Annotated in this window: 19 protein-coding genes; 4 read left to right on the forward strand and 15 right to left on the reverse strand. The window is 67.8% G+C overall.

From position 1 onward, the window contains the following. Positions 1–34 precede the first annotated feature (34 nt). The 12 genes from mhpT to CFB50_RS33160 all read right to left on the reverse strand — a co-directional run bounded on the left by mhpT (position 35) and on the right by CFB50_RS33160 (position 15,031). Complete coding sequence (gene mhpT, locus CFB50_RS33105) at positions 35–1,240, reverse strand: 3-(3-hydroxy-phenyl)propionate transporter MhpT (protein WP_089448682.1); 1,206 nt, start codon at positions 1,238–1,240, stop codon at positions 35–37. 200 nt (positions 1,241–1,440) lie between these two features. Continuing rightward, positions 1,441–3,354 (reverse strand): feruloyl-CoA synthase, encoded by a 1,914-nt coding sequence (locus tag CFB50_RS33110; protein ID WP_089448683.1) that lies wholly within the window; start codon positions 3,352–3,354, stop codon positions 1,441–1,443. Continuing rightward, entirely contained in the window at positions 3,351–4,799 is a 1,449-nt protein-coding gene (locus CFB50_RS33115; protein ID WP_089448684.1) for an aldehyde dehydrogenase, read from the reverse strand. Before CFB50_RS33115 ends, CFB50_RS33110 begins: the two co-directional genes overlap by 4 nt. 71 nt (positions 4,800–4,870) lie before the next feature. Next, positions 4,871–5,701, reverse strand: a complete 831-nt coding sequence (locus CFB50_RS33120) for a p-hydroxycinnamoyl CoA hydratase/lyase (RefSeq protein WP_089448685.1) — start codon at positions 5,699–5,701, stop codon at positions 4,871–4,873. A 226-nt stretch (positions 5,702–5,927) separates the two neighbouring features. Beyond that, complete coding sequence (locus CFB50_RS33125) at positions 5,928–6,431, reverse strand: MarR family winged helix-turn-helix transcriptional regulator (RefSeq protein ID WP_089448686.1); 504 nt, start codon at positions 6,429–6,431, stop codon at positions 5,928–5,930. Positions 6,432–6,602: 171 nt separating this feature from the next. Further along, complete coding sequence (locus CFB50_RS33130; RefSeq protein WP_089448687.1) at positions 6,603–7,505, reverse strand: SMP-30/gluconolactonase/LRE family protein; 903 nt, start codon at positions 7,503–7,505, stop codon at positions 6,603–6,605. Positions 7,506–7,555: 50 nt separating this feature from the next. After that, positions 7,556–8,575 carry an L-arabinose ABC transporter permease AraH gene (gene araH / locus CFB50_RS33135; RefSeq protein WP_089448688.1) on the reverse strand — a complete coding sequence of 340 codons (1,020 nt, stop codon included), beginning with the start codon at positions 8,573–8,575 and terminating at the stop codon, positions 7,556–7,558. Between the two features lie 32 nt (positions 8,576–8,607). Continuing rightward, a complete protein-coding gene (gene araG, locus CFB50_RS33140; RefSeq protein ID WP_089448689.1) occupies positions 8,608–10,170 on the reverse strand; it encodes an L-arabinose ABC transporter ATP-binding protein AraG in 1,563 nt (520 codons plus the stop codon). A gap of 20 nt (positions 10,171–10,190) precedes the next feature. Then, on the reverse strand, positions 10,191–11,195 hold the full coding sequence (locus CFB50_RS33145; RefSeq protein WP_089448690.1) for an arabinose ABC transporter substrate-binding protein: 1,005 nt from the start codon (positions 11,193–11,195) through the stop codon (positions 10,191–10,193). A gap of 85 nt (positions 11,196–11,280) precedes the next feature. Continuing rightward, positions 11,281–12,210, reverse strand: a complete 930-nt coding sequence (locus tag CFB50_RS33150; protein ID WP_089448691.1) for a Gfo/Idh/MocA family protein — start codon at positions 12,208–12,210, stop codon at positions 11,281–11,283. 36 nt (positions 12,211–12,246) lie between these two features. Further along, a complete protein-coding gene (locus CFB50_RS33155; RefSeq protein ID WP_089448692.1) occupies positions 12,247–13,176 on the reverse strand; it encodes a dihydrodipicolinate synthase family protein in 930 nt (309 codons plus the stop codon). A 103-nt stretch (positions 13,177–13,279) separates the two neighbouring features. Continuing rightward, positions 13,280–15,031: an IlvD/Edd family dehydratase gene (locus CFB50_RS33160; RefSeq protein WP_069252773.1), complete on the reverse strand. Its 1,752-nt coding sequence runs from the start codon at positions 15,029–15,031 to the stop codon at positions 13,280–13,282. Between the two features lie 114 nt (positions 15,032–15,145). Here CFB50_RS33160 and CFB50_RS33165 point away from each other — a divergent pair, with 114 nt between their 5' ends. Together CFB50_RS33165 and CFB50_RS33170 are read left to right on the forward strand one after the other, a co-directional pair. Then, positions 15,146–16,096, forward strand: a complete 951-nt coding sequence (locus tag CFB50_RS33165; protein WP_089448693.1) for a LysR substrate-binding domain-containing protein — start codon at positions 15,146–15,148, stop codon at positions 16,094–16,096. A 92-nt stretch (positions 16,097–16,188) separates the two neighbouring features. Beyond that, positions 16,189–17,124 (forward strand): DUF4238 domain-containing protein, encoded by a 936-nt coding sequence (locus CFB50_RS33170; protein ID WP_083266191.1) that lies wholly within the window; start codon positions 16,189–16,191, stop codon positions 17,122–17,124. A 25-nt stretch (positions 17,125–17,149) separates the two neighbouring features. Here CFB50_RS33170 and CFB50_RS33175 read toward each other — a convergent pair whose 3' ends face one another. Together CFB50_RS33175 and CFB50_RS33180 are read right to left on the reverse strand one after the other, a co-directional pair. Then, a complete protein-coding gene (locus tag CFB50_RS33175; protein WP_089448694.1) occupies positions 17,150–17,806 on the reverse strand; it encodes a glutathione S-transferase family protein in 657 nt (218 codons plus the stop codon). 16 nt (positions 17,807–17,822) lie between these two features. Then, positions 17,823–18,299 carry an OsmC family protein gene (locus CFB50_RS33180; protein ID WP_089448695.1) on the reverse strand — a complete coding sequence of 159 codons (477 nt, stop codon included), beginning with the start codon at positions 18,297–18,299 and terminating at the stop codon, positions 17,823–17,825. A 131-nt stretch (positions 18,300–18,430) separates the two neighbouring features. On the opposite strand from CFB50_RS33180, the gene CFB50_RS33185 reads away from it, so the two are divergent. Further along, positions 18,431–19,072, forward strand: a complete 642-nt coding sequence (locus CFB50_RS33185; protein ID WP_089448696.1) for a GntR family transcriptional regulator — start codon at positions 18,431–18,433, stop codon at positions 19,070–19,072. A gap of 260 nt (positions 19,073–19,332) precedes the next feature. Here CFB50_RS33185 and CFB50_RS33195 read toward each other — a convergent pair whose 3' ends face one another. Then, positions 19,333–20,373 carry a LacI family DNA-binding transcriptional regulator gene (locus tag CFB50_RS33195; protein WP_089448697.1) on the reverse strand — a complete coding sequence of 347 codons (1,041 nt, stop codon included), beginning with the start codon at positions 20,371–20,373 and terminating at the stop codon, positions 19,333–19,335. A 188-nt stretch (positions 20,374–20,561) separates the two neighbouring features. Between CFB50_RS33195 and CFB50_RS33200 the strand changes: the two genes are divergently transcribed. Further along, positions 20,562–21,710 carry an ABC transporter ATP-binding protein gene (locus CFB50_RS33200; protein ID WP_089448698.1) on the forward strand — a complete coding sequence of 383 codons (1,149 nt, stop codon included), beginning with the start codon at positions 20,562–20,564 and terminating at the stop codon, positions 21,708–21,710. Positions 21,711–21,715: the final 5 nt, after the last annotated feature.

Below are 21,715 nucleotides of genomic sequence, written 5' to 3' on the forward strand. Positions count from 1 at the left end.
CGCTCTGACGGCGCGCATTGATAAAAACGAACCATCAGTCGCCAGCTTGCGGGCGGCGAATCAGCACGAATGCAGCGAAGGCCGCGACGAGCGTGACGGGGATGCTCGCGCCGATCACGACCGGCGCGCTGCGGCCCGCAGCCAGCAGCGTCGCGGCCGCGAGCGGCCCGACGACGGAGCCGAGCCGGCCGACCGCCACCGCCGCGCCGACGCCGGTACCGCGCATCGCGGTCGGGTAATAGATCGCCGCGAGTGCGTACAGCACCGACTGCCCGCCGACGACGAACATCCCGGCGGCGAACGCGGCCGCCGCGAGCGACGCGAAACCGGGCGCGGCCGCGAGCGCGGCGAGCGACAGCACGATCCCGACATACATGCCGCCGACCACGCGCGACGCGCGCATCCGGTCGAGCGCCGCGCCGATGCCGAGCGCGCCGAGCCCCGCGCCGACGTTGAACGCGATCTGCACGAGGCCGACGTACGCGCGGTCGAGCCCGCGCGAGGCCATCAGCGACGGCAGCCAGTTCAGCAGGAAGTAGAGGACGATCAGTGTGCAGAAGTAGCTGACCCACAGCGCGACCGTCGACGTGGTGCGCCCGTCGCCGAACAGCGTGCGTGCGACGCTGGACCGCGCGGCCTGCGTGCCCGCTACGTCGAGATACGCACGCGATTCCGGCAGGAACCACACGAGCAACGGCACGAGCAGCAACGGCCCCACGCCGCCGACGTAGAAGATGTGCCGCCATTCGGTGTCGCCGGCGAGCAGCACGCCGATCACCGACGCGATCACGCCGCCGAACGGGATCCCGCAGTACATCGTCGCCACCGCGCTGCTGCGCGAGCGCGGCTCGACCGCTTCGGACGACAGCGCGATCAGGTTCGGCATGGCGCCGCCGAGGCCGATGCCGGTCAGCACGCGCACGACGACGAGCATCGCGAACGTCGATACCTGCGCGGTCGCGATCGACAGCAGCCCGAACAGCACGACCGATGCGATCAGCACGCGCTTGCGGCCGATCCGGTCGGCGAGCCGACCGCCGAGCATCGCGCCCGGCAGCAGCCCGAAGGTGCCCGCGCTGAACGCGATGCCCATCTGCGATACGGACAGCCCGAATTCGCGCGCCATGCGCGGCGCGGCGACGCCGACCGACTGCAGGTCGAGCCCTTCGAGGAGTGCGATCGCGAAACACAGCGCGAGCGTGGTCGCGACCGTGGATTTTTCCGCAACGTAGGTGTTCATCGTGTCTCCAGTCCCATGTCTTGTAATCGGTCGGCCATGCAACGGCCGCCGCGCGCCGCCGCCGGCCAGTGGCGGGTCGGCGCGCGAGGTGTCGTCCGAACGGTCGCATTTATCAGGCAGCCTGATTAACAGACCGCAACAATGCCTGCCGGTATCGTGGCCGGCCGGTCGTTGTGCGTGTTTGCTTCGTTTGTTGCCGCTTACGCGTAAATCACGTCGGGATCGCGCCGCGCCGGGTCGTACAGCGCGTCGATCGTCGCCGCGCGATGCTTCTGCACGGCCGCCTGGTTCAGCGAACCCTTGTCCGTCACTTCGCCGAGATCGAGCGACGGCGGCGTGTCGATCAGCCGGATGCGCGCGACGAACGTCGACCCGCCGCTCGCGTTCCGGTTCAGTGCGCCGAGCCACGTCGCGAACGCGGCGCGCACGGTCGGTGCGCGCAGCACGTCGGTCACCGATGCATCGGCGGGGAGCCCAGCCAGTGCACGGCATGCATCGACGCGCGGAAACACCAGCAAGCCGATGTCGTCGCGATTGATCCCGGTGACGACCACGTCCTGCACGTACGGTGCGCCGGTCGACACCGCATTCGCGCGCAACGGCCCGACGCTGACGAACGTGCCGCTACTCAGCTTGAAATCCTCGGTCAGCCGCCCGTCGAAGAGCAGCCCGAGTTCCGGCCGCTCGGGATCGGCGAACACGCCCGCGTCGCCGCTGCGGTAATAGCCCTCTTCGTCGAACACGTCGCGCGGATCGACATCCGCATGCCAGTAGCCGCGCATCACGTTCGGCCCCTTGAAGCGCAGTTCGTGCTTGCCGCCGCACGGCACGAGCTTCGCGTCGCAGCCGGGCGCGGGCAGCCCGATATAGCCGGCGCGCATCAGCGGCCCGGTCGTGAACAGGCACGACGGCGACGCCTCCGTCATCCCGAGGCCGGCCATGATCCGGATGCGCTCGCCGCAATGAGCTTCGGTCACGCGGTCGAGCCGGTCCCACGCGGCCTGCGACAGCCCCGCGCCGCCGAAGAAATACAGCTTCACGCGCGAGAAGAACGTCGCGCGCAACTCGGCATCGCGTTCGAGCGCGACGGTCAGCTCTTCCCAGCCTTTCGGCACGTTGAAGTAGATCGTCGGCGCGATCTCGCGCAGGTTGCGCACGGTTTCGTCGAAGCGGCCGGGCATCGGGCGGCCGTCGTCGATATACAGCGAGCCGCCGTTGTACAGCGCGATGCCGAGGTTGTGACTGCCGCCGAACGTGTGATTCCACGGCAGCCAGTCGACCAGCACCGGCGGTTCGCGCGTGAGTTCCGGCATCGTCTGGCGCAGCATCTGCTGGTTGCTGCATAGCATCCGGTGCGTGGTCGGCACGGCCTTCGGCTGCTTCGTCGAGCCGGACGTGAACAGGATCTTCGCGAGATGGTCGGGACCGACCGTCGCGTGGATCGCGTCGATCGTGCGCGGGACGGCGGCGAGCAGGCGCGACAGCGGCACCGCGCGGCCCTTTCCGTCGGCGTCGACATCGGCATCGTCGTCGCGTGCGACGATCAGCGCCGCATCGGCCGGCAACGTGACGTCGAGTGCACGCGCGAACGGCGCGCGTTCGGCGACGAACACCGCACCCGGCTTCAGCACGCCGAGCGTGTGACGCAGCTTGCCGTAGTCGGTCGACACCAGCGAATACGCAGGCGAGATCGGCGAGTACGGCACGCCGGCCAGCATCGCCGCGAACATCAACTGCAGGTGTTCGATATCGTTGCCGGACAGCACCGCGAGCGGACGCTCGGCCGACAGCCCGAGATCGACGAGGCCCTGCCCGATCGCGCGGGCGCGTTCGAGCATCTGCGCGTAGGTGATCTCGATCCAGTTCCCGTCGGCGCCGCGCCGCGCGGCCAGCACGCGGTCGGGATGCGCCTGCGCGCCCCGCACGAGGCAGTCGGTGATGCGCGTCGGGTAATCGCCGAGCGGCTCGCGCGAGCGCAGGTACCAGGTGCCGTCGTCCGCGCGGCGAATCTCGGCCGCGCCCACGGCGACGGCCGCCGCGCGATAGCGGACGCCGCCCGTGTCGTTCGCCGGCCCGCTCGCGGGCTTCGATGCATTCATCGTGGCCTCGCTCATATCGGGTAATGCCGTGGCGTGGTCTGCACGGTGATCCAGCGCAGCTCGGTGAATTCGGCGATCGACGCACGGCTGCCGAAGCGGCCGTAGCCGCTCGCCTTCGTGCCGCCGAACGGCATCTGCGCCTCGTCGTGCACGGTCGGGCCGTTGATGTGGCAGATCCCCGATTCGATCCGTCGTGCGACCGCCATCGCGCGCGCGATGTCGCGGCTAAACACACTCGCCGACAAGCCGAACTCGCTGTCGTTCGCGAGCGCGACCGCTTCGTCGTCGTTGTCCGCACGCAGGATCGCAACGACCGGCGCGAACGATTCCTCGCGATACAGGCGCATGTCGCGCGTCACGCCGTCGACGATCGCCGGCTGCATCGTCGCGCCTTCCACGCGGCACCCGAGCGGCAGCTGCGCACCCTGCGCCCGCGCATCCTCGACGAGCGATGCCGCGCGAGCGGCAGCCGTCGCGTCGACCATCGTGCCGAGCGGATGGCCGGCCAGCGGATCGCCCGCGACCAGCGTGCGGGCCTTCGCGGCGAGCCGTTCGACGAGCGCATCGGCGATCGGCCGCGCGGCGATCACGCGCTCGGTCGACATGCAGATCTGCCCCTGATTGAAGAATGCGCCGAATGCGATCGCGTCGACGGCCGCATCGAGATCGGCATCGTCGAGCACGAGCACCGGCGCCTTGCCGCCGAGTTCGAGCAGCACCGGTTTCAGGTGGGCCGCCGCGTGGCGCGCGATGATGCGCCCGACATGCGTCGAGCCGGTGAAGTTGATGCGCTTCACGTGCGGATGCGCGATCAGCCGCTCGACGAGTTCGGGTGCATCGGCCGCCGCATGCGTGATCACGTTGACCACGCCCGCGCCGAGCCCCGCTTCATCCAGTACCGCGCCGATCAGCGCATGCACGCCGGGGCACGCTTCGGACGCCTTCAGCACGACCGTGTTGCCGCATGCGAGCGGCATCGCCAGCGCTCGCGTGCCGAGGATCACCGGCGCGTTCCACGGCGCGATGCCGAGCACGACGCCGCACGGCACGCGCATCGCGAGCGCGAGATTGCCCGGTACGTCGGACGGAATCACGTCGCCGGCGATCTGCGTCGTCATCGACGCGGCCTCGCGCAGCATGTTCGCCGCGAGCGTCACGTTGAAGCCGATCCAGCCGGGCGTCGCGCCGGTTTCGGCCACGCCGGTCGCGATGAACGCGTCGATGCGCGCGTCCATCAGGTCGGCCGCCTTCAGCAGCAGCAGCCGGCGCTCGGTCGGCGCGAGCGCCGACCACGCCGGAAACGCGCGGTGCGCGGCGTCGATCGCCGCGTCGGCGTCGGCAATGCCGGCCGCCGGCGCGCGCGACGCGAGCGTGCCCGTCGCGGGGTTGAAGCGGTCGAAAGTGCGGCCGTCGCGAGCGTTGCACCACTCGCCGCCGATCAGCATTCGTCTGTCGGTCATGTCGTCTCCTGCCTTGCCTGTCTCTTGCGATTACGCCGGCGGGGAAGCCGGCGGCTGCGTCCGCGCTTGTATCAGCGCTTGTATGCCTGCAGGCCCGGCTTGATCGTCTTGTCGTCGAGGAACTGCTTCAGACCCTGCTCGCGGCCGCGCTCCGGGTCACGCAGCTGCGCCTGGTCGAGCTTCGCATACAGGTAATCCTCGCACTGTTCCCACGTGAGTTCGCGCGAACGCTTGAAGCCGTGCTTCGCCGCGCGCAGCACGACCGGGTTCTTGTCCATCAGCCGCGCCGCAAGCGCGATCGTCGCTTCACGCAGTTCGACCAGCGGCACGCTGCTGTTCACGAGGCCCATGTCGGCGGCTTCCACGCCGGTGAACGTGTCGCCGGTCATGATGTAGTGCAGCGCGCGGCGGTGCCCGACCGTGTCGGCCATCGCCTTGCTGACGAGGTTGCCCGGCGGGATGCCCCAGTTGATTTCCGACAGCCCGAACACGGCTTCGTCGGCCGCGATCGCGAGGTCGCACGCGACGAGCGGCGAGAACCCGCCGCCGAAGCACCAGCCGTTCACCATCGCGATCGTCGGCTTGTTGTACATCCGCAGGCGGCGCCACTGCCATTCCGATGCGTCGCGACGCACCTTTTCCTGCAGCGCGTCGGAGCCGCCGTCGATCTCGCGGAAGTATTCCTTCAGGTCCATGCCGGCCGTCCACGCGGCGCCCGCGCCGGTCAGCACCAGCACCTTCGCCTCGTCGTCGAACTCGACCGCGTCGAGGACTTCCAGCATCTCCCGGTTCAGCGTCGGGCTCATTGCGTTGCGCTTCTCGGGGCGATTCAACGTCACCCACGCGATGCCGGCCTCCACCTTCACTTCAACGGTCTGCCAGCGGTTGTCGTACTTGCTCATGTCTGTTCCTGTCGTTCGTTTCCAGTGCGATTCGGTGCGCAGCATCCCTGCTGCGGACGACTTCATTTAATATCAGGCTACCTGATATTGCAAGCGGCACGAGCGCCGGTGTAAACCCGGAGCGGAACGCGGAGAAAGCGGCGGGGAAATCAGGGCGCGGTCGGGCGGCCGTCGATGGCGCGGACGAAGCGAGCGCGGGCCCGTGTCGTGAAAATCGGGGAAGCGGTCAGCCGCGCAGGTTGCGCGAGAACAGTTCGAGCGCGCGCTGCACGTGCGCGGCGTCGTCGGCCGAGATGTCACCCAGCATGCGGGCCTCGAGCGGGCGCAGCACGGCTTCACATTCACGCAGCATCGCCGCGCCTTCGTCGGTCAGCGTCAGCAGGATGATGCGGCCGTGCGACGGGTCGGCTTCACGCGTGACGAAGCCGCGGGCGGCCATCACGCTCATCACTTCATTCGCCGATTGCGGCGTGATCCACGAGCGCTCGGCCAGTTGCGCGTTCGACGATGCGCCGCGCGCCTCGAGCACCGACAGCGCCGTGTATTGCGCGAGCGTGATGCCAAGCGGTGCGAGCGCGTCGGTCATGTGGCGGCGCAGCAGCCGGTCGAGACCGCCGATCACGTAGGTCAGGCGCTGCTGCACGCGCGCCTTCGGCTTGTCGCCCGTCGCGCGGGCGGCGGGCTTCGTGGCGTTTTTCGGGTTCGCGGGTTTGGTCGGTGCGGAACTCATGATGCGGGCGGGATGGAATTGCGGGCCATCTTACCAGCACGTCAGAAGGCGAACGGCGGTTCCAGGCATGCCTGACAGCCGCTGTGCACTCCCGCGCGCGTGGCGGACTGCCGGCCTGGACGCGAAACCCGCCGCGTCAGCGGCATCCCATGAACGGCATCCCGTACGCGATCAGCCGCGCGGCGCCCCCGCGAACCTCACCGTCGCCATCCCCGCGTGCCGCGTCTGCGCGACGAACACGCCGCCCGCATGCGGGTCGTTGGCCAGCACATCGTCGCTCAACCCGATGCGCGCGCTCGTCACGTACAGGCGGCCTTCACCGTCGAGCGCCGTGCAGCTCGGCTGCGCGGTCGGTACGGCCACGCGATCCGTCTCGACACCGTCCCGCCCGTAGCGCACCACACGCCTGCCGCCCCACTGCGCGTTCCACAGGCCGCCGTCGCGGTCGATCATCGACCCGTCCGGGTCGCCATCGGCATCGGTCAGCCGCGCGAACGACCGCACGTTCGCGACATCGCCACCCGCACGGTAATCGCACACAAAAATCTCGCGCACCAGCGAATCGCAGAAATACATCTTCGACCCGTCCGGCGAGAACCCGATACTGTTCGCAATCGCGGCAGCAGGCAACGCGAGCCGTTCGAGCGTGAGATCGGCATTGAGCCGATAGAACCCGCCGACCGCGTGCGGCGGCTCGGCGCCTTCGTCCTTCATCCCGAACACGAATGCGCCGGAACCGTCGCAGCGCCCGTCATTCAGCCGCGTCGGCAGTTCCGGCTCGACGTCGACGATCCGCGTAAACGCGCCGCTGCGCAGATCGAAGAACGCGAGATGCGTCGCGAGCCCGACGAGCAGCACGTCCGGGTCGTCGGTCAGCGCGAAGCACGCGAGCCGTTCGGGCATCGCCCACTGCGCGAGATCGGAACCGTCCGCGCTACAGCGCCACAGCTGCGCGCCTTCGATGTCGACCCAGTACAGCGCGTGCGTCCTGTCGCACCACGTCGCGCCTTCGCCGAGCGTGTTGCGGCTGTCGGCCAACAGCGTCGCCGACGCGGCCGGATGAGTCTGTTGCATGCCGTCTCCCGATATTCGTCGTCTATGCAGGCGGCCGCGCGTGGTCGAAATCAGATCTTCATCGCGCGCCGCTGGTTGCGACGATACTGGTCGAACAGCACCGCGAGCAACAGAATTCCGCCGCGTATCAGATATTGGTAAAACGTCGGCACGTTCAGCAGACTCATCGCGTCCTGGACGGAGCCCATGATCAGCACGCCGACCAGCACGCCGGAGATCGTCGCGACGCCGCCCGTCAGCGACACGCCGCCGAGCACGCATGCGGAAATCACGCCGAGCTCGAGGCCGACCGACGTCTTCGGGTCGCCGAGGCTCATCCGCGACGCGAGCATCACGCCGGCAAAACCGGTCACGAGCCCCTGCAGCACGAACACGGTGATCTTGATGCGCATCACCGGCAGCCCCGCGAGCAGCGCGGCCTCGCCGTTGCCGCCCACTGCGAGCACGTTCTTGCCGAACACCGTCTTGCGCAGCAGGAAGCCGAACACGACGAAGCCGACGATGTTGCTCCAGATCGGATACGAGATGCCGAGGAACGAGCCGCCGCCGAGATCGAAGAAGCGCTCCTCCGAGATCATCACCGCGTCGCCGTTCGACGTAATGAAGGCGAGCCCGCGCACGACTTCCATCATCGCGAGCGTGACGATCAGCGAGTTGATCCGCCAGCGCGCGATCAGCACGCCGTTGACGAGTCCGACCGCACCGCCCGCGAGCACGCCGCCCGCGATGCCGAGCACGACGCTGTGCGTCGCGGTGATCAGCGTCGACGCGACGACGCCCGAGAACGCGACGATCGACGCGACCGACAGGTCGACTTCGCCGAGCGCGAGCACGAACATCATCGTCACCGCGATCGAGCCGATCAGCGTGACCGACAGCAGCAGGCCCTGGATGTTGCGCGGCGTGAGGAAGTCCGGCACGGTCAGCGACAGCGTCGCGAACAGCACGAGAAACACCATCACGATGCCGGAGCGGTTGATCAGCTGCCACATGCCGCCGCGCGCTCGCGCGGGTGCGACGGCGGCATCGGGGGACGGGGAAGTGCGTTGGGGTTGCATTGCCTGGCTCATTTCGTTTGCATCCGGTTGATCGTTGCGGGGCGCTAGCGCGGCAGCGCGAGCTTGATCAGCGCGTCGGGCGTCGCCTGCGCCTTCGCGACCTCGCCCGCGATCCGCCCTTCCTTCATCACGATGATCCGGTCCGACACGCCGATCACCTCGGCCAGGTCGCTCGACACGAGGATCACCGTGCGGCCCGCTTCCGCGAGTTCGTAGAACAGGTTGTAGATTTCCGCGCGCGCGCCGACGTCGATGCCGCGCGTCGGCTCGTCCATCAGGAACACGTCGATGCGCTCGGCCAGCCAGCGCGCGAGCACGACCTTCTGCTGGTTGCCGCCGGACAGCGCGCCGATCGGCGTGTCGCCGTCGCGGGTCTTGATCGCGAGCCGCTCGATGTAGCGTTGCGCGAGCTCGCGTTCGCGCCGCCCGTCGAGCAGCACCCGCGCCGGGCTGAAATGTCGGCGCGCGCTGATGTTCAGGTTGTCGGCCACCGACGCGATCGCGACGATGCCCTCCTGCTTGCGGTCTTCCGGGCACAGCGCGAGGCCGGCGCGCACCGCGTCGCGCGGGCTGCCGAACGCAACCCGCTTCCCGTTCAGCTCGACGTGCCCCGCGCTCGGGCGCGCGGCACCGTACAGCAGCTTCATCAGCTCCGAGCGGCCCGCGCCGACGAGCCCGAAGAAGCCGACGATCTCGCCGCGTCGCGCGGTGAACGACACGGGTTCGGACAACCCGGGCCCCGCCAGCCCTTTCGCCTCGATCAGCACGTCACCGGCCGTGCGCGGCCGGTAGCCGTACACGTCCTCGATCGAGCGGCCGACCATGCAGCCGATCAACCGGTCGCGGTCGAGATCGGTCACGGAATCGAACGTGTCGATGCGGCGGCCGTCACGGAACACCGTCACGCGGTCGCACAGTTCGTACACTTCCTCCATCCGGTGCGTGACGTAGATGATCGCGCGGCCTTCCGCGCGCAGCGCGCGGATGATCCGGAACAGCTGCGTGGTTTCGCGCGCGGACAGCGAACTCGTCGGTTCGTCGAACGCGATCACACGCGCGTCGCGCATCAGCGCCTTGCCGATCTCGATCATCTGGCGCTGGCCGATCGACAGGTACTTCACCGGAATACCCGGATCGATGTGTTCGCCGAGCCGCTCCAGCGCATCGAGCGCGCGCGCGGCAAGCGTGCGTTCGTCGACCACGCCGAGCCGGCTCGGCAATTGCCCGAGCATCAGGTTTTCGGCGACCGTCAGCTCGGGCACCAGATGCAGCTCCTGGTAGATGATCGCGATGCCGGCCTCCAGCGCCGCCCGCGTCGACGCGAAGCGCTGCACCGTGCCGTTCAGCGTCAGCGTGCCGGCCTGCGGCTGGTTCACGCCGGAGAGCACCTTCAGCAGCGTCGACTTCCCCGCGCCGTTCTCGCCCATCAGCCCGTGCACTTCGCCCGCGCGCACCGACAGCGACACGGCGTCGAGCGCGCGCACGCCCGGGAACGTCACCGTGATGCCGTCGAGCGCGAGCAGCGGGCCGCCCGGCGGCGACGCGCCGGCATCGCCGCCGGTGCCGCCATCATTGCCGGATACGGCCGTCATCGTCTGCGTCGTCATCGCGTTCTCGCCTCGTGCGCTCAGATGCCGAGCTCGGCGCGCACGGCCTGCCAGTTCGCACGCGTCATCAGCTTGCCGCTCGTCTGCGTGTCGGCCGGCGGCGTCTTGCCGTCGCGAATCCATTCGACGAGGTTCTGCGTGCTGTCCTTGCCGTGGTTCGTCGAGCTGACGGCGATCGTCCCGTAGAAGCCGGTCGGCTCTTTCTTCTGGAATTCGGCGAACGCCTCGCCCGCGCCGTTGATGCCCACGCCGATCACGTCGGCCGCCGGGATGTGCAGCTGCTCGGTCGCGCGCACCGCGCCGAGCACGGTTTCCTCGTTCAGCGCATAGACCACCCACTTCTTCACGTTCGGATGGCGCGCGAGCACGGGCGCGGCCGCGCTGAAGCCGCCTTCGTCGTCGGTCGTTTTCTGCGGCGCGTCGAAGATGTTCTCCTTGCGGAAGCCGTTCGCAAGCAGCGCCTGCGTCGCGCCGTCGGTGCGCAGCTTCGCGGTCGGCAGCTCGTAGTTCGTGATCCGCAGCGCGCCGACTTCCTCGGGCTTCCAGCCGCGCCGCTTCATCTCGTCGGCAATGGCCTGGCCGACCTGGTTGCCGATCTTGGTCGCCGACATCCCGAGGTGCGGCACGTTCGGCAGCGGCTTGCCGCTCGAATCGACGAGCTGATCGTCGACCGTCACGAACTTCATGTTGTAGCGCTTCGCACGCGCGGCGATCGCCGGGCCGAGGCGCACGTCCGGCGCGCAGATCACGAAGCCCTGTGCGCCCTGCGAGCCGAGGTTGTCGATCGCGGCCAGCACCTTCTCGCCGTCGGGCGTGCCGATCTTCACGACCGAGAAATTCTCCTTCTGGCCGAGCGCGGAGGCCGCGTTCTGCTCGTTGATGAACCAGGCCTGCTCGGGCATCTTCACCAGGAAGCCGATCTTCAGCGGCGCGTCGGCGCGCGCGGCGCCCTGCATGCCGAGCGGCGCGATGCAAAGCGCGGCCAGCAGCGCGCGCAAGGTATGTCGGCGAATCGTGCGGTTCATGTCGTGTCTCCTTTGTATCGGCTGATGCCGTGATGTGTGCCGTAATCCATCATTCGTCGCGCGCTTCGTGCGGAAGCGCGCATGTTCAGCGGCCGAACGCGTCGGTCTGCACGCGCCGGCCGAACAGGAAGGCATCGGCGACGAGCCGCAGCGGCCGCACGTCGACGTCGCTTTCGCCACGCTCGATCAGCGCATGGAAGTGCGCATACAGCGCCGGATACTCGCGCTCGGGCCCGACCTCGACCGGCTCGCCCGCGATCGACAATTGCGCGCCGCCACGGCTGATCGCGAGCACGCCGTCGGCCGTATCGACCGCGATCTCCCATTGCTCGACCGGGCCATGCCGCCAGTCGAATTCCGCGCGCACCGGCACGCCGTCGGTATCCGCGCAATCGAGTTCGGCGGCAATCGGTGTCTGCACGTCGCTCGGCACGATGAGCGTCGCCTCGCGCAGCACCAGTTCGCGCGGCAGGATTCGCGTGACGATCGACAGCGCGTTGATGCCCGGGTCGAACACGCCGAGGCCGCCCGGCTCCCAGATCCATTGCTGCCCCGGATGCCAGCGCCGCACGTCTTCCTTCCAGCGCACCTGCACCGCGCGGATCGCGCGCGTCGCCAGCCACGCGCGGGCCGGCTCCACCGCACTCGCGCAGCGCGAATGCCAGGTCGCGAACAGCGTGAGGCCGCGCTCGCGCGCGAGCGCCTCCAGCACGGCCACTTCGCCGAGCGTCGCACCCGGCGGCTTTTCGAGCATCACGTGCTTGCCGGCTTCGAGCGCGGCGCGCGCCTGCGCATAGCGCACCTGCGGCGGCGCGCACAGCGACACGGCGTCGAGCTCGCGCTCGGCGGCCAGCAGCGCGCGCAGATCGCGATAGTTGCGCACCCCGGTGACTTCCGCGTGACGGCTCGCGCACGCGGTCAACCTGAAACCCGGTTCGGCGTCGATCGCCGGCAGATGCTGGTCGCGCGCGATCTTGCCGATGCCGACGACCCCCAGCGAAACCTGATCACTCATCGTGCATGTCTCCTTCGCGAATCGTTCGGTGACCGTTCAGTGCGCCCAGCGCAGCACGAGCGGATCGAGCCGGCGCGCGATCGCGAGCAGTTCGGCGTGCGTGTCCGGATGCAGTTCCGGCATCGGATGCCGCGGCCGCTCGCACGCGATCACGCCGCCTTCGCGCATCAGCGCCTTTGCGGTGAGGATCCCGGACTGGCGGTTCTCATGGTTGATCAGCGGCAGCCATGCCTGGTAGCGCGCGTAGGCGTCGTCGTGCCTGCCGTCGCGCCACGCTTCGAGGATCGGCCGGATGCCGTCCGGAAACCCGCCGCCCGTCATCGCGCCGGTCGCGCCCGCGTGCAGATCGGCGAGCAGCGTGATCGCTTCCTCGCCGTCCCACGGCCCTTCGATTGCATCGCCGCCGAGCCGGATCAGCTCGCGCAGCTTGTTCGCGGCGCCCGGCGTCTCGATCTTGAAGTACGCGACCTGCTCGATCTCGCGTGCCATCCGTGCGAGAGACGGGGCCGACAGCGCGGTGCCGCTCGCGGGCGCGTCCTGGACCATGATCGGAATCGCGATCGCGTCGGACACGCGCGCATAGAACTCGAAGATCCGCGCTTCGGGCACGCGAAACGTCGCGCCGTGATACGGCGGCATCGCCATCACCATCGCCGCGCCGAGCTGCTGCGCACGCAGGCTGCGCGCCGCGCACACCCGGGTGCTGTAATGCGACGTCGTGACGATCACCGGTACGCGGCCCGCGACGTGCTCGAGGATCGTGCGCGTGAGCACGTCGCGTTCGTCGTCGGTGATCGCGAACTGCTCGGAGAAGTTCGCGAGGATGCACAGCCCGTCCGAGCCCGCGTCGATCATGAAATCGACCGCGCGCTTCTGGCTCGCGAGATCGAGTTCGCCGGTGTCGGTAAACGTCGTCGGGACGACGGGGAAAATGCCGCGATAGCGCGGCGTGCTGCTCGATGTCATGGTTCGCGTCCTGCTTCGGCCTCGGTGACGACCGGCCGTCATGCGTTTACGGTTTCGCGTTGCGCGGGCCCGGAAAGCCCGCAACCGGCTGCCGCGCAGCCGCTCAATGCGAATGGCTCGGCACTTCCGCGCCGCGCGTGCCGACCAGGAAGTCGAGGTCGCACCCCTCGTCGGCCTGCAGCACGTGATCGATGTACAGCCGTGCGTAGCCGCCCTTGCCGAGCTGGCCGGCCACGCCCGGCGCCGCGGTCGGATCGACGTCCGACAGGCGGCGCTGCAGTTCGTCATCCGTAATGTCGAGATGCAGCGTGCCGGCCTCGCAATCGAGCTCGATCCAGTCGCCGTTGCGCACGGCCGCGAGCGGCCCGCCTGCGGCGGCTTCCGGCGCGACGTGCAGCACGACCGTTCCGTACGCTGTGCCGCTCATCCGCGCGTCGGAAATCCGCACCATGTCCTTCACGCCCTGGCGCAGCAGCTTCGGCGGCAGCCCCATGTTGCCGACCTCGGCCATCCCCGGATAACCGCGCGGCCCGCAGTTCTTCAGCACCATCACCGAGCTCGCATCGATGTCGAGCGCCTCGTCGTTGATCGTCGCCTTGTAGTGGTCGAGGTTCTCGAACACCACCGCGCGGCCGCGATGCTTCAGCAATTCGGGGCTCGCCGCCGACGGTTTCAGCACCGCGCCGCGCGGCGCGAGATTGCCGCGCAGAATGCGGATGCCGCCGTCCGCGATCAGCGGCCGGTCGAGCGGGCGGATCACCTCGTCGTCGTAGTTCGGCGCTTCGCGCACGTTGTCCCACAGCGACTTGCCGTTCACCGTCAGCGCATCCGGGTTCGGCAGCAGCCCGCCTTCGCCGAGCCGGCGCAGCACCGCCGGCAGCCCGCCCGCGTAATAGAACTCTTCCATCAGGAAGCGCCCCGACGGCATCAGGTCGACGATCGTCGGCGTGTCGCGGCCGATGCGCATCCAGTCTTCCAGTTCGAGCGGCACACCGATGCGGCCCGCGATCGCCTTCAGGTGAATCACCGCGTTGGTCGAGCCGCCGATCGCCGCGTTCGCGCGGATCGCGTTCTCGAACGCCGCGCGCGTGAGGATCTTCGACAGCACGAGCCCTTCGAGCGCCATCTCGACGATGCGGATGCCGGACATGTGCGCGAGCACGTAGCGGCGCGAATCGACAGCCGGGATCGCCGCGTTGTGCGGCAGCGCGACGCCGAGCGCCTCGGCCATGCATGCCATCGTCGACGCGGTGCCCATCGTGTTGCAGGTGCCGGCCGAGCGCGACATCCCGGCTTCGGCCGACAGGAAGTGATGGACATCGATCTCGCCGGCCTTCAGCGCTTCGTGCAGTTGCCACACGGCGGTGCCGGAGCCGATGTTCTTGCCCTCCAGCTTGCCGTTCAGCATCGGGCCGCCGGACACGACGATCGCCGGAACGTCGCAGCTCGCCGCGCCCATCAGCAGCGCGGGCGTCGTCTTGTCACAGCCGGCGAGCAGCACGACCGCGTCGATCGGGTTGCCGCGGATCGCCTCCTCGACGTCCATCGACGCGAGGTTGCGCGTGAGCATCGCCGACGGGCGCAGGTTCGATTCGCCGTTCGAGAACACCGGGAACTCGACCGGGAAGCCGCCCGCCTCGGAGATCCCGCGCTTCACGTGCTCGGCGAGCTTGCGGAAATGCGCGTTGCACGGCGTCAGTTCGGACCACGTATTGCAGATGCCGATGATCGGCCGGCCGTCGAACTCGTGATCGGGGATGCCCTGGTTCTTCATCCAGCTCCGGTACATGAAGCCGTTCTTGTCGTTCGTGCCGAACCATTGGGTGGAGCGCAGCCTGGGTTTCGTTGCCGACATCGTCAGTCCTGTGGTGACGGGATACCGGCGCAGTCTAGGCAGATTTTTGATAACTGGCTAATGACGTTTTTGGCGATTACGATATCGATTCCGATATCGATATAAACCCGTACGATGCCCGAAGCCAGCCCGTGGGGAAACCGTGGCCGCCTGAAGACGCGCCAGCTTCTGCTGGTCGTCGCGCTCGCCGACGAAGGCAGCATTCACCGCGCGGCGGCCGCGCTGAACATGACGCAGCCGGCCGCGTCGAAGCTGCTGCGCGAACTCGAGGAATCGATCGGCGCGGTGCTGTTCGAGCGCCTGCCGCGCGGGATGCGGCCGACGCTCTACGGCGACGCGCTGATCCGCCATGCGCGCGCGGCGCTCGGCAGCCTCGACCAGGCGCACGAGGAGCTGGCCGCGCTGAAGGCCGGCCATCTCGGGCACGTGGCGGTGGGCGCGATCACGTCACCCGGCCTGCGGCTCGTGCCGCCGGCCGTCGCCGCCGTGAAGGGCACGCATGCCGGCCTGCACGTGTCGGTCGAGATCGACACCAGCAACGTGCTGCTCGAACATCTCGCGCAGGAGAAGATCGACATCGTGCTCGGCCGGCTCTCCGCCGAACACGACAAGCTGCGGCTGCGCTACGAGCCACTGACCGGCGAATCGGTCGCCGCGGTCGTGCGGCCCGGCCATCCGCTGCTCGCGCAGGCGCCGCTGTCGCTCGCGGACGTGCAGCGCGCCGAATGGGTCGTGCCGCCGGCCGGCAGCGTGCTGCGCCACCGCTTCGAACTCGTGTTCCAGCGCGCGAGCCTCGCGCCGCCGGCGAACCTCGTCGAGACGTCCGCGCTGCTGTTCATCACGCAACTGCTCGAACAGAGCGACATGATCGCCGTGCTGGCCGAGGACGTCGCGCGCTACTACGCGCGGCACGGGATCGTCACGCTGCTGCCGCTGGAGATGGATTGCCGGATGGACGATTTCGGGATCATCACGCGCACCGACCGGCTGCATTCGCCGGCCGTCGCGGTGATGGTCGATGCGATTCGCGCGGCGGCGCGGGAGGTGTATGGGGTCGAGGTCTGACTCGGTGACATTTTCATTTCAAGATTCGCCACGGTGCCAATATAAGATGTCGGCCGACGATCGCCGATGTCTTGTACCGTGGACCCAAAACAATGAATACGCCTCCGCCTAAAAACCACCACTACGTTCCGCAACATTTCCTCAAGGCATGGGCTACGCCTAGCACCGGAGAAAAACTTTATCGTTACAGGGTGATCGAGCATACGGGACAGCTCGAGTGTCGGCAGGCCGCCATCAGAAAATCGGCGTCCGAGGATCACCTCTACGAACTGCATTTTCCCGACGGTTCGTTCGAAATCGAATCGCTAGTAGTCACGCCAATACTGGACGAAATGGGGCACAAGATCCTGGCCCGAATTCGGGAAACTCCCTTTCAGGGGCTGTCCCAGGAACAGAAGAAAGAGCTCGCCATCTATCTTGCCTGCCTCGAAGCACGCCACCCCGAAACCTTGAAGAAAATGGATATCTCGGGCGATCTGGAACAGATGCGGCAGAAGATGAAGGTCGAGGTCGAGCCTGACGTATCGCGCCACTCCATCGACGAGGTATTCGATTACGTGGGGGCATCGCCGTCGACAGGGGTGATGGCTTTTGCATTGTTTGTTCGGAACGAACGAAGCGGAGCGCTGGCGCGGCCATTCTCGGATGGCCTGCTGGAAGCGGAGGCGATCGAATATCAATTCCCCGAAGATTGCCTGCTGACCAGCGATTTCCCCTGTTTTCGGCTTGGCGAATATCTCGGCGACGCCCTTCTCTATGTCGTGGCCATAAGCCCCCGCAAATCGCTCATTTATTCACGAAAAACAAATGCGACCGCTCTCAGGCAACTTCCGCAACAAGTGAGAGCGGAACTGATCAATTTTTATTCGCTCGGCTTCGCCCAGAAAGCATTCTCGTCGAACGACAAGCACTCGGCTTTCGTCAAAAGTCACCTCGGATGGGCTCGTCGACACACGACGACCGAAGCCAGGCAGCGTTATCTGCAGCATTTCTTGGAAGACCTGTTCGCCCGGCATTCGATCAAATAGCAACGCACGCCGCATCTGCTACGCGTCACACCCATGGCTGCGCAAGCCCTTCCGTCGCCAGCGCCCGCAAGATCGCCGGCCGCGTCAACATCCGCTCCAGATACGGCCCGAGCTGCGGTAGTTCCCGCGCGGGCCGCGCAAAGCCGCGCGTCCAGCGGCACAGCATCAGCGCATACGGATCGAGCACCGTGTAGTGCGCGCGGAGCAGCCAGGGGCCGCCGCTCGCCTCCAGCTGACGGTCGAGCTGATCCAGCAGCGCCGCGATTTTCGTCTCCGCATGCGCCTTCACCTGCGCGGCGCCTGCCGCGTTGCCCACATCGACCCAGCGCTCCGGATAAAAATACGCGATCAGCGTCGTCTGAAGCGTGTTGGTGAGCCACATCAGCCATTTGTAGAACTGCGCGCGTTCCGGCGTGCCGAGTGCGGGTGCAAGCCGCTTCTCGGGATGCGTATCGGCGAGATGCAGGCAAATGGCGGCGGCTTCGTACAGCACCAGGTCGCCGTCGATCAGCACCGGGATGAGCCCGTTCGGATTGAGCGCGAGGTAGTCCGGCGACTTGTGCTGGTCGTGCGTGCGGTCGACGAATTCGAGCTCGAACGGCTTGCCGATTTCTTCCAGCACGATGTGCGGCGCCATGCTGGCATTGCTGGGGTAGTAGAAGAGCTTCATCGTCGATGTCATCCGGCGGATATCCGTATCAAGCTGCGGCGAATTCGATCACGGGTTCGCAGCGGATCGGAAAATTGACCGAGTTCGCGATATAGCACTTCGCGTGCGCGTCATGATGCAGATGCTCCGCCCGTTCGCGATCGTCGCCGGCCCGGATCGTCACGTGCGGGCGCAGCACGATTTCCGTAAAGCGGCCTTCGTCTGCGCTGTCGAGCATCGTGCCTTCCGCGTTGTCGACATAGGCGAGCACGCGAATACCGGCTTCCGAGCACAGATGCAGGTACCAGAGCTTGTGGCACGCCGATGCCGACGCCAGCAACAGGTCTTCCGGATTCCAGCGTGCGGCGTCGCCCCGAAACGCCGCGTCCGACGAACCGGGAATATCCGGCTTGGAACCGGCCCGGATCAGATGATCCCGCCCATACTCGCGATACCCCGACGTGCCGGTGCCGCGATTGCCCGTCCACTCTACTGCGACGCGGTACTTGTGTTCGCCAGATGCCATCTCGCTCTCCATTGATGTGGGTTGCTTCGGCCGGGCCGGATGTCGTTTGACGAAGCCCGCCTGCGATCGCCATTTTGGCACTGGATTCCCGTTTGGTATACCATTATTCCAAATTGACGGAACATGCAGGCATGGAAGCCAAACTCGATTCCACCGCGGACGCGGTCGCCGCCTCGTTGCGGGACATGATCATCAACGGCGAGCTGGAAGCCGGCGAACGGCTCGTCGAGCGCGACCTGGCCGACCGGTTCGGCATCAGCCGGATTCCGATGCGCGAGGCCATCCAGCGTCTGGAGCGCGAGGGCTTGCTGGATATCTTCAGGAATCGCGGCGCCGTCGTGCGCATGCTGAGCGCATCGGACGTGCAGGAAATCTACGATCTGCGCGTGCTGCTCGAAGGCGACGCGATCTACCGGAGCGTGAAGCGGCTCGACGACGAGACGCTCGCGCGCGCCGAGCTCGTCCATCGTTTGCTTGGCGATGCGGCCGTCCCGCGCCGGCAGGGCGAACTGAACCGCGAATTCCACGCGCTGCTGTATTCGTGCTGCGGCAACGCGCGGCAGTTGAAGACGATCGCGGAGCTGCGCAGCCAGGTCGAACGGTATGAGCGCCTGCAGGCCACGCTGCTCGCCGATACGCCGTCGTTCCAGGTCGAGCACGAGGAGATCCTGCAGGCGTGCCGTGAACGCAATGCGCGTGCGGCGCGCTCGATGACGGTCGCGCATCTGGAATCGGCCAGACGCATCGTGATTCGGCTCGTCGAAGGAGGGTGAGGACGGCGGTGCGTTTGTCGCTTGCCGCTTGCCGCTTGCCGCTTGCCGTTTGCCGTTTGCCGTTTGCCGTTTGCCGTTTGCCGTTTGCCGTTTGCCGTTTGCCGTTTGCCGTTTGCCGTTTGCCGTTTGCCGTTTGCCGTTTGCCGTTTGCCGTTTGCCGCTTGCCGCTTGCCGCTTGCCGCTTGCTAAGGCGGGCGCCACCCGATGCCGGGTCGCAACGATCACGACAGCGACCTCAACCTACTCGCCGCCGCCACGCGTCAAACCGACGGCGTCGCGCCCCCGCCCGCCACACGGCCAGTCGTACCCCGCACCACCAGCCTCGGCAGCGACGCGGTCCGCACGCGCGATGCCGCGTCGCGCTGACCACCCGCCTCGCGCAGCGCATTGAGCAGTTCGACCGCGAGCCCGGCGGCCTCGGCGGTCGGGATCGCGACGGTCGTCAGCGTGGGCCGCGTGTCGCTCGCCAGGTGAATGTCGGTGATCCCGACGATCGACAGGTCATCGGGCACACGCCGGCCGCGATCGGCCGCCGCATGCATCGCGCCGATCGCCGGCAGGTCGTTGGTCGCGACCAGCGCGGTCAACCGCGGATGCGCATCGAGCAACCATCCCGCCGCGCGCACGCCGCCTTCGATCGAATCGGGCTCGGCCGCGACGATCGACGCATCGAGCCCCGCTTCGCGCATCACGTCGACGAAGCCGTCGTAGCGCGCCGCCTGCACGCCGGCCGCCGAGCCGCCGACGATCACGCCGATGTGCTCGTGGCCCAACTCGAGCAGATGCCGCGTCGCGATCCGCCCCGCCTCGCGGAAATCGATCGCCACGCACGGCAACCCGTCGGGCGGCGCCTCCGGCCGCTCCCACAGACACAGCACGACCGGCACGCCGCGCGCCGCCACGTCGAGCAGATCCGGCAGATGCAGGTTCGCATTGGTCACGAGAATGCCTTCGGAGATCGTGCCGGCGATCTGGTCGAGATACGCACGCCCTTGCAACGGATCTTCGTTCGTATTGCAGACGATCAGGAACTGCCCGTTGCGCCGCACCGCACGCTCGACCGCCAGCGCGAACTCCGGATAGAACGGGTTCGCGATGCTCGACACCATCAGCGCGACCGTCGGCGCGCGCCCTTCCGCCAGCGCCCGCGCGGCGAGATGCGGCCGATACCCGAGCGCCGCCACGGCCTCCAGCACCCGCGCCCGCGTCGCCTCGCCCACCCGGCCGCGGTCGCGCAGCACGTTCGACACGGTCGCGGCCGTCACGCCGGCGCGGCGCGCCACTTCATCCAGGGTTGCCATCGCTTGCTCACTATATGAGACGTCTATCCAGTATTTGCTTCGCTTACCGAAGCGGCGCACTATCGCCCCACACCCTGCCGCCCGACCGACGGGCGCGACTCGGCCGCGATCGCATCGCCTCTTTTTTGATCGCGATGATTAAGCGCTTAATCAACGATTTAAGCGCATTAAAACATGGAGCGGAGACAATGGCGAGCATCTCGATGCGACGCGTGCAGAAAGCCTATGGCGATCACGCGCCGGTCATTCGCGACGTCGATCTGGAGATCGGCGCGCACGAGTTCTGCGTGTTCCTCGGGCCGTCCGGATGCGGCAAGTCGACGTTGCTGCGGATGATCGCCGGGCTCGAGGACCTGAGCGCGGGCGAGCTGTCGATCGACGGCCGCCGCGTCGACGACCTGCCGGCCGCCGAACGCGGCGTCGCGATGGTGTTCCAGAGCTACGCGCTGTTTCCGCACATGACGGTCTACGAGAACATGGCGTTCGGGCTGAAGCTCGCCCGCGTGCCGAAGGCCGAGATCGACCGGAAGGTGCGCGACGCCGCGCGCATCCTGCAGCTCGACACGCTGCTCGAACGCAAGCCGAAGGCGCTGTCGGGCGGGCAGCGGCAGCGCGTCGCGATCGGCCGCGCGATCGTGCGCGAGCCGGGCGTGTTCCTGTTCGACGAACCGCTGTCGAACCTCGACGCGGCGCTGCGCGGCCAGACCCGCGTCGAGATCGCGAAACTGCACCGGCAGTTCGAGCGCGCGAGCGTCGTCTATGTGACGCACGACCAGACCGAGGCGATGACGCTCGCCGACAAGATCGTGCTGTTGCACGCTGGCGCCGACACCGCGCAGCACGGCAGCATCGCGCAGGTCGGTGCGCCGCTCGACCTCTACCACCACCCGGCGAGCCGCTTCGTCGCGGGCTTCATCGGCTCGCCGCGGATGAATTTCCTGCCGGCCGTCGTGACCGCGTGCGACGCGCAGCGCACGAGCGTCACGCTCGTGCCGTCCGGCGAAACCATCACGCTGCCGCGCGACGGCTCGGCGCTGAACGCCGGCGCCGCCGTGACGCTCGGCATCCGCCCCGAACACCTGACGCTCGGCGCCGCGCTCGACGCGACGACGCTCGCGCGCGACGTCGTGCTCGTCGAACGCCTCGGCGAGCAGACCTACGTGCACCTCGACCCGCCCGGCGGCGCGCCGCTGATCGCGAAGGTGCCCGGCGACGCGCAGGTGCGCACCGGCGAACGCGTGCACGTGCACGCGCCGGCCGCGGCCTGCCACCTGTTCACCGAAGACGGCCGCGCGGTACCCGCGCGCGCCGATATCCCCGTCCATCACTACGCTTAAAGGAT

Source organism: Burkholderia sp. AU33423, assembly GCF_002223135.1.
GTDB lineage: Bacteria > Pseudomonadota > Gammaproteobacteria > Burkholderiales > Burkholderiaceae > Burkholderia > Burkholderia lata_D.

Coding starts and splice junctions, on each gene's coding strand:
- mhpT (WP_089448682.1), bottom strand. CDS start 1,240: ATGAACACCTACGTTGCGGAAAAATCCACGGTCGCGACCACGCTCGCG.
- CFB50_RS33110 (WP_089448683.1), bottom strand. CDS start 3,354: ATGAGCGAGGCCACGATGAATGCATCGAAGCCCGCGAGCGGGCCGGCG.
- CFB50_RS33115 (WP_089448684.1), bottom strand. CDS start 4,799: ATGACCGACAGACGAATGCTGATCGGCGGCGAGTGGTGCAACGCTCGC.
- CFB50_RS33120 (WP_089448685.1), bottom strand. CDS start 5,701: ATGAGCAAGTACGACAACCGCTGGCAGACCGTTGAAGTGAAGGTGGAG.
- CFB50_RS33125 (WP_089448686.1), bottom strand. CDS start 6,431: ATGAGTTCCGCACCGACCAAACCCGCGAACCCGAAAAACGCCACGAAG.
- CFB50_RS33130 (WP_089448687.1), bottom strand. CDS start 7,505: ATGCAACAGACTCATCCGGCCGCGTCGGCGACGCTGTTGGCCGACAGC.
- araH (WP_089448688.1), bottom strand. CDS start 8,575: ATGAGCCAGGCAATGCAACCCCAACGCACTTCCCCGTCCCCCGATGCC.
- araG (WP_089448689.1), bottom strand. CDS start 10,170: ATGACGACGCAGACGATGACGGCCGTATCCGGCAATGATGGCGGCACC.
- CFB50_RS33145 (WP_089448690.1), bottom strand. CDS start 11,195: ATGAACCGCACGATTCGCCGACATACCTTGCGCGCGCTGCTGGCCGCG.
- CFB50_RS33150 (WP_089448691.1), bottom strand. CDS start 12,210: ATGAGTGATCAGGTTTCGCTGGGGGTCGTCGGCATCGGCAAGATCGCG.
- CFB50_RS33155 (WP_089448692.1), bottom strand. CDS start 13,176: ATGACATCGAGCAGCACGCCGCGCTATCGCGGCATTTTCCCCGTCGTC.
- CFB50_RS33160 (WP_069252773.1), bottom strand. CDS start 15,031: ATGTCGGCAACGAAACCCAGGCTGCGCTCCACCCAATGGTTCGGCACG.
- CFB50_RS33165 (WP_089448693.1), top strand. CDS start 15,146: ATGCCCGAAGCCAGCCCGTGGGGAAACCGTGGCCGCCTGAAGACGCGC.
- CFB50_RS33170 (WP_083266191.1), top strand. CDS start 16,189: ATGAATACGCCTCCGCCTAAAAACCACCACTACGTTCCGCAACATTTC.
- CFB50_RS33175 (WP_089448694.1), bottom strand. CDS start 17,806: ATGACATCGACGATGAAGCTCTTCTACTACCCCAGCAATGCCAGCATG.
- CFB50_RS33180 (WP_089448695.1), bottom strand. CDS start 18,299: ATGGCATCTGGCGAACACAAGTACCGCGTCGCAGTAGAGTGGACGGGC.
- CFB50_RS33185 (WP_089448696.1), top strand. CDS start 18,431: ATGGAAGCCAAACTCGATTCCACCGCGGACGCGGTCGCCGCCTCGTTG.
- CFB50_RS33195 (WP_089448697.1), bottom strand. CDS start 20,373: ATGGCAACCCTGGATGAAGTGGCGCGCCGCGCCGGCGTGACGGCCGCG.
- CFB50_RS33200 (WP_089448698.1), top strand. CDS start 20,562: ATGGCGAGCATCTCGATGCGACGCGTGCAGAAAGCCTATGGCGATCAC.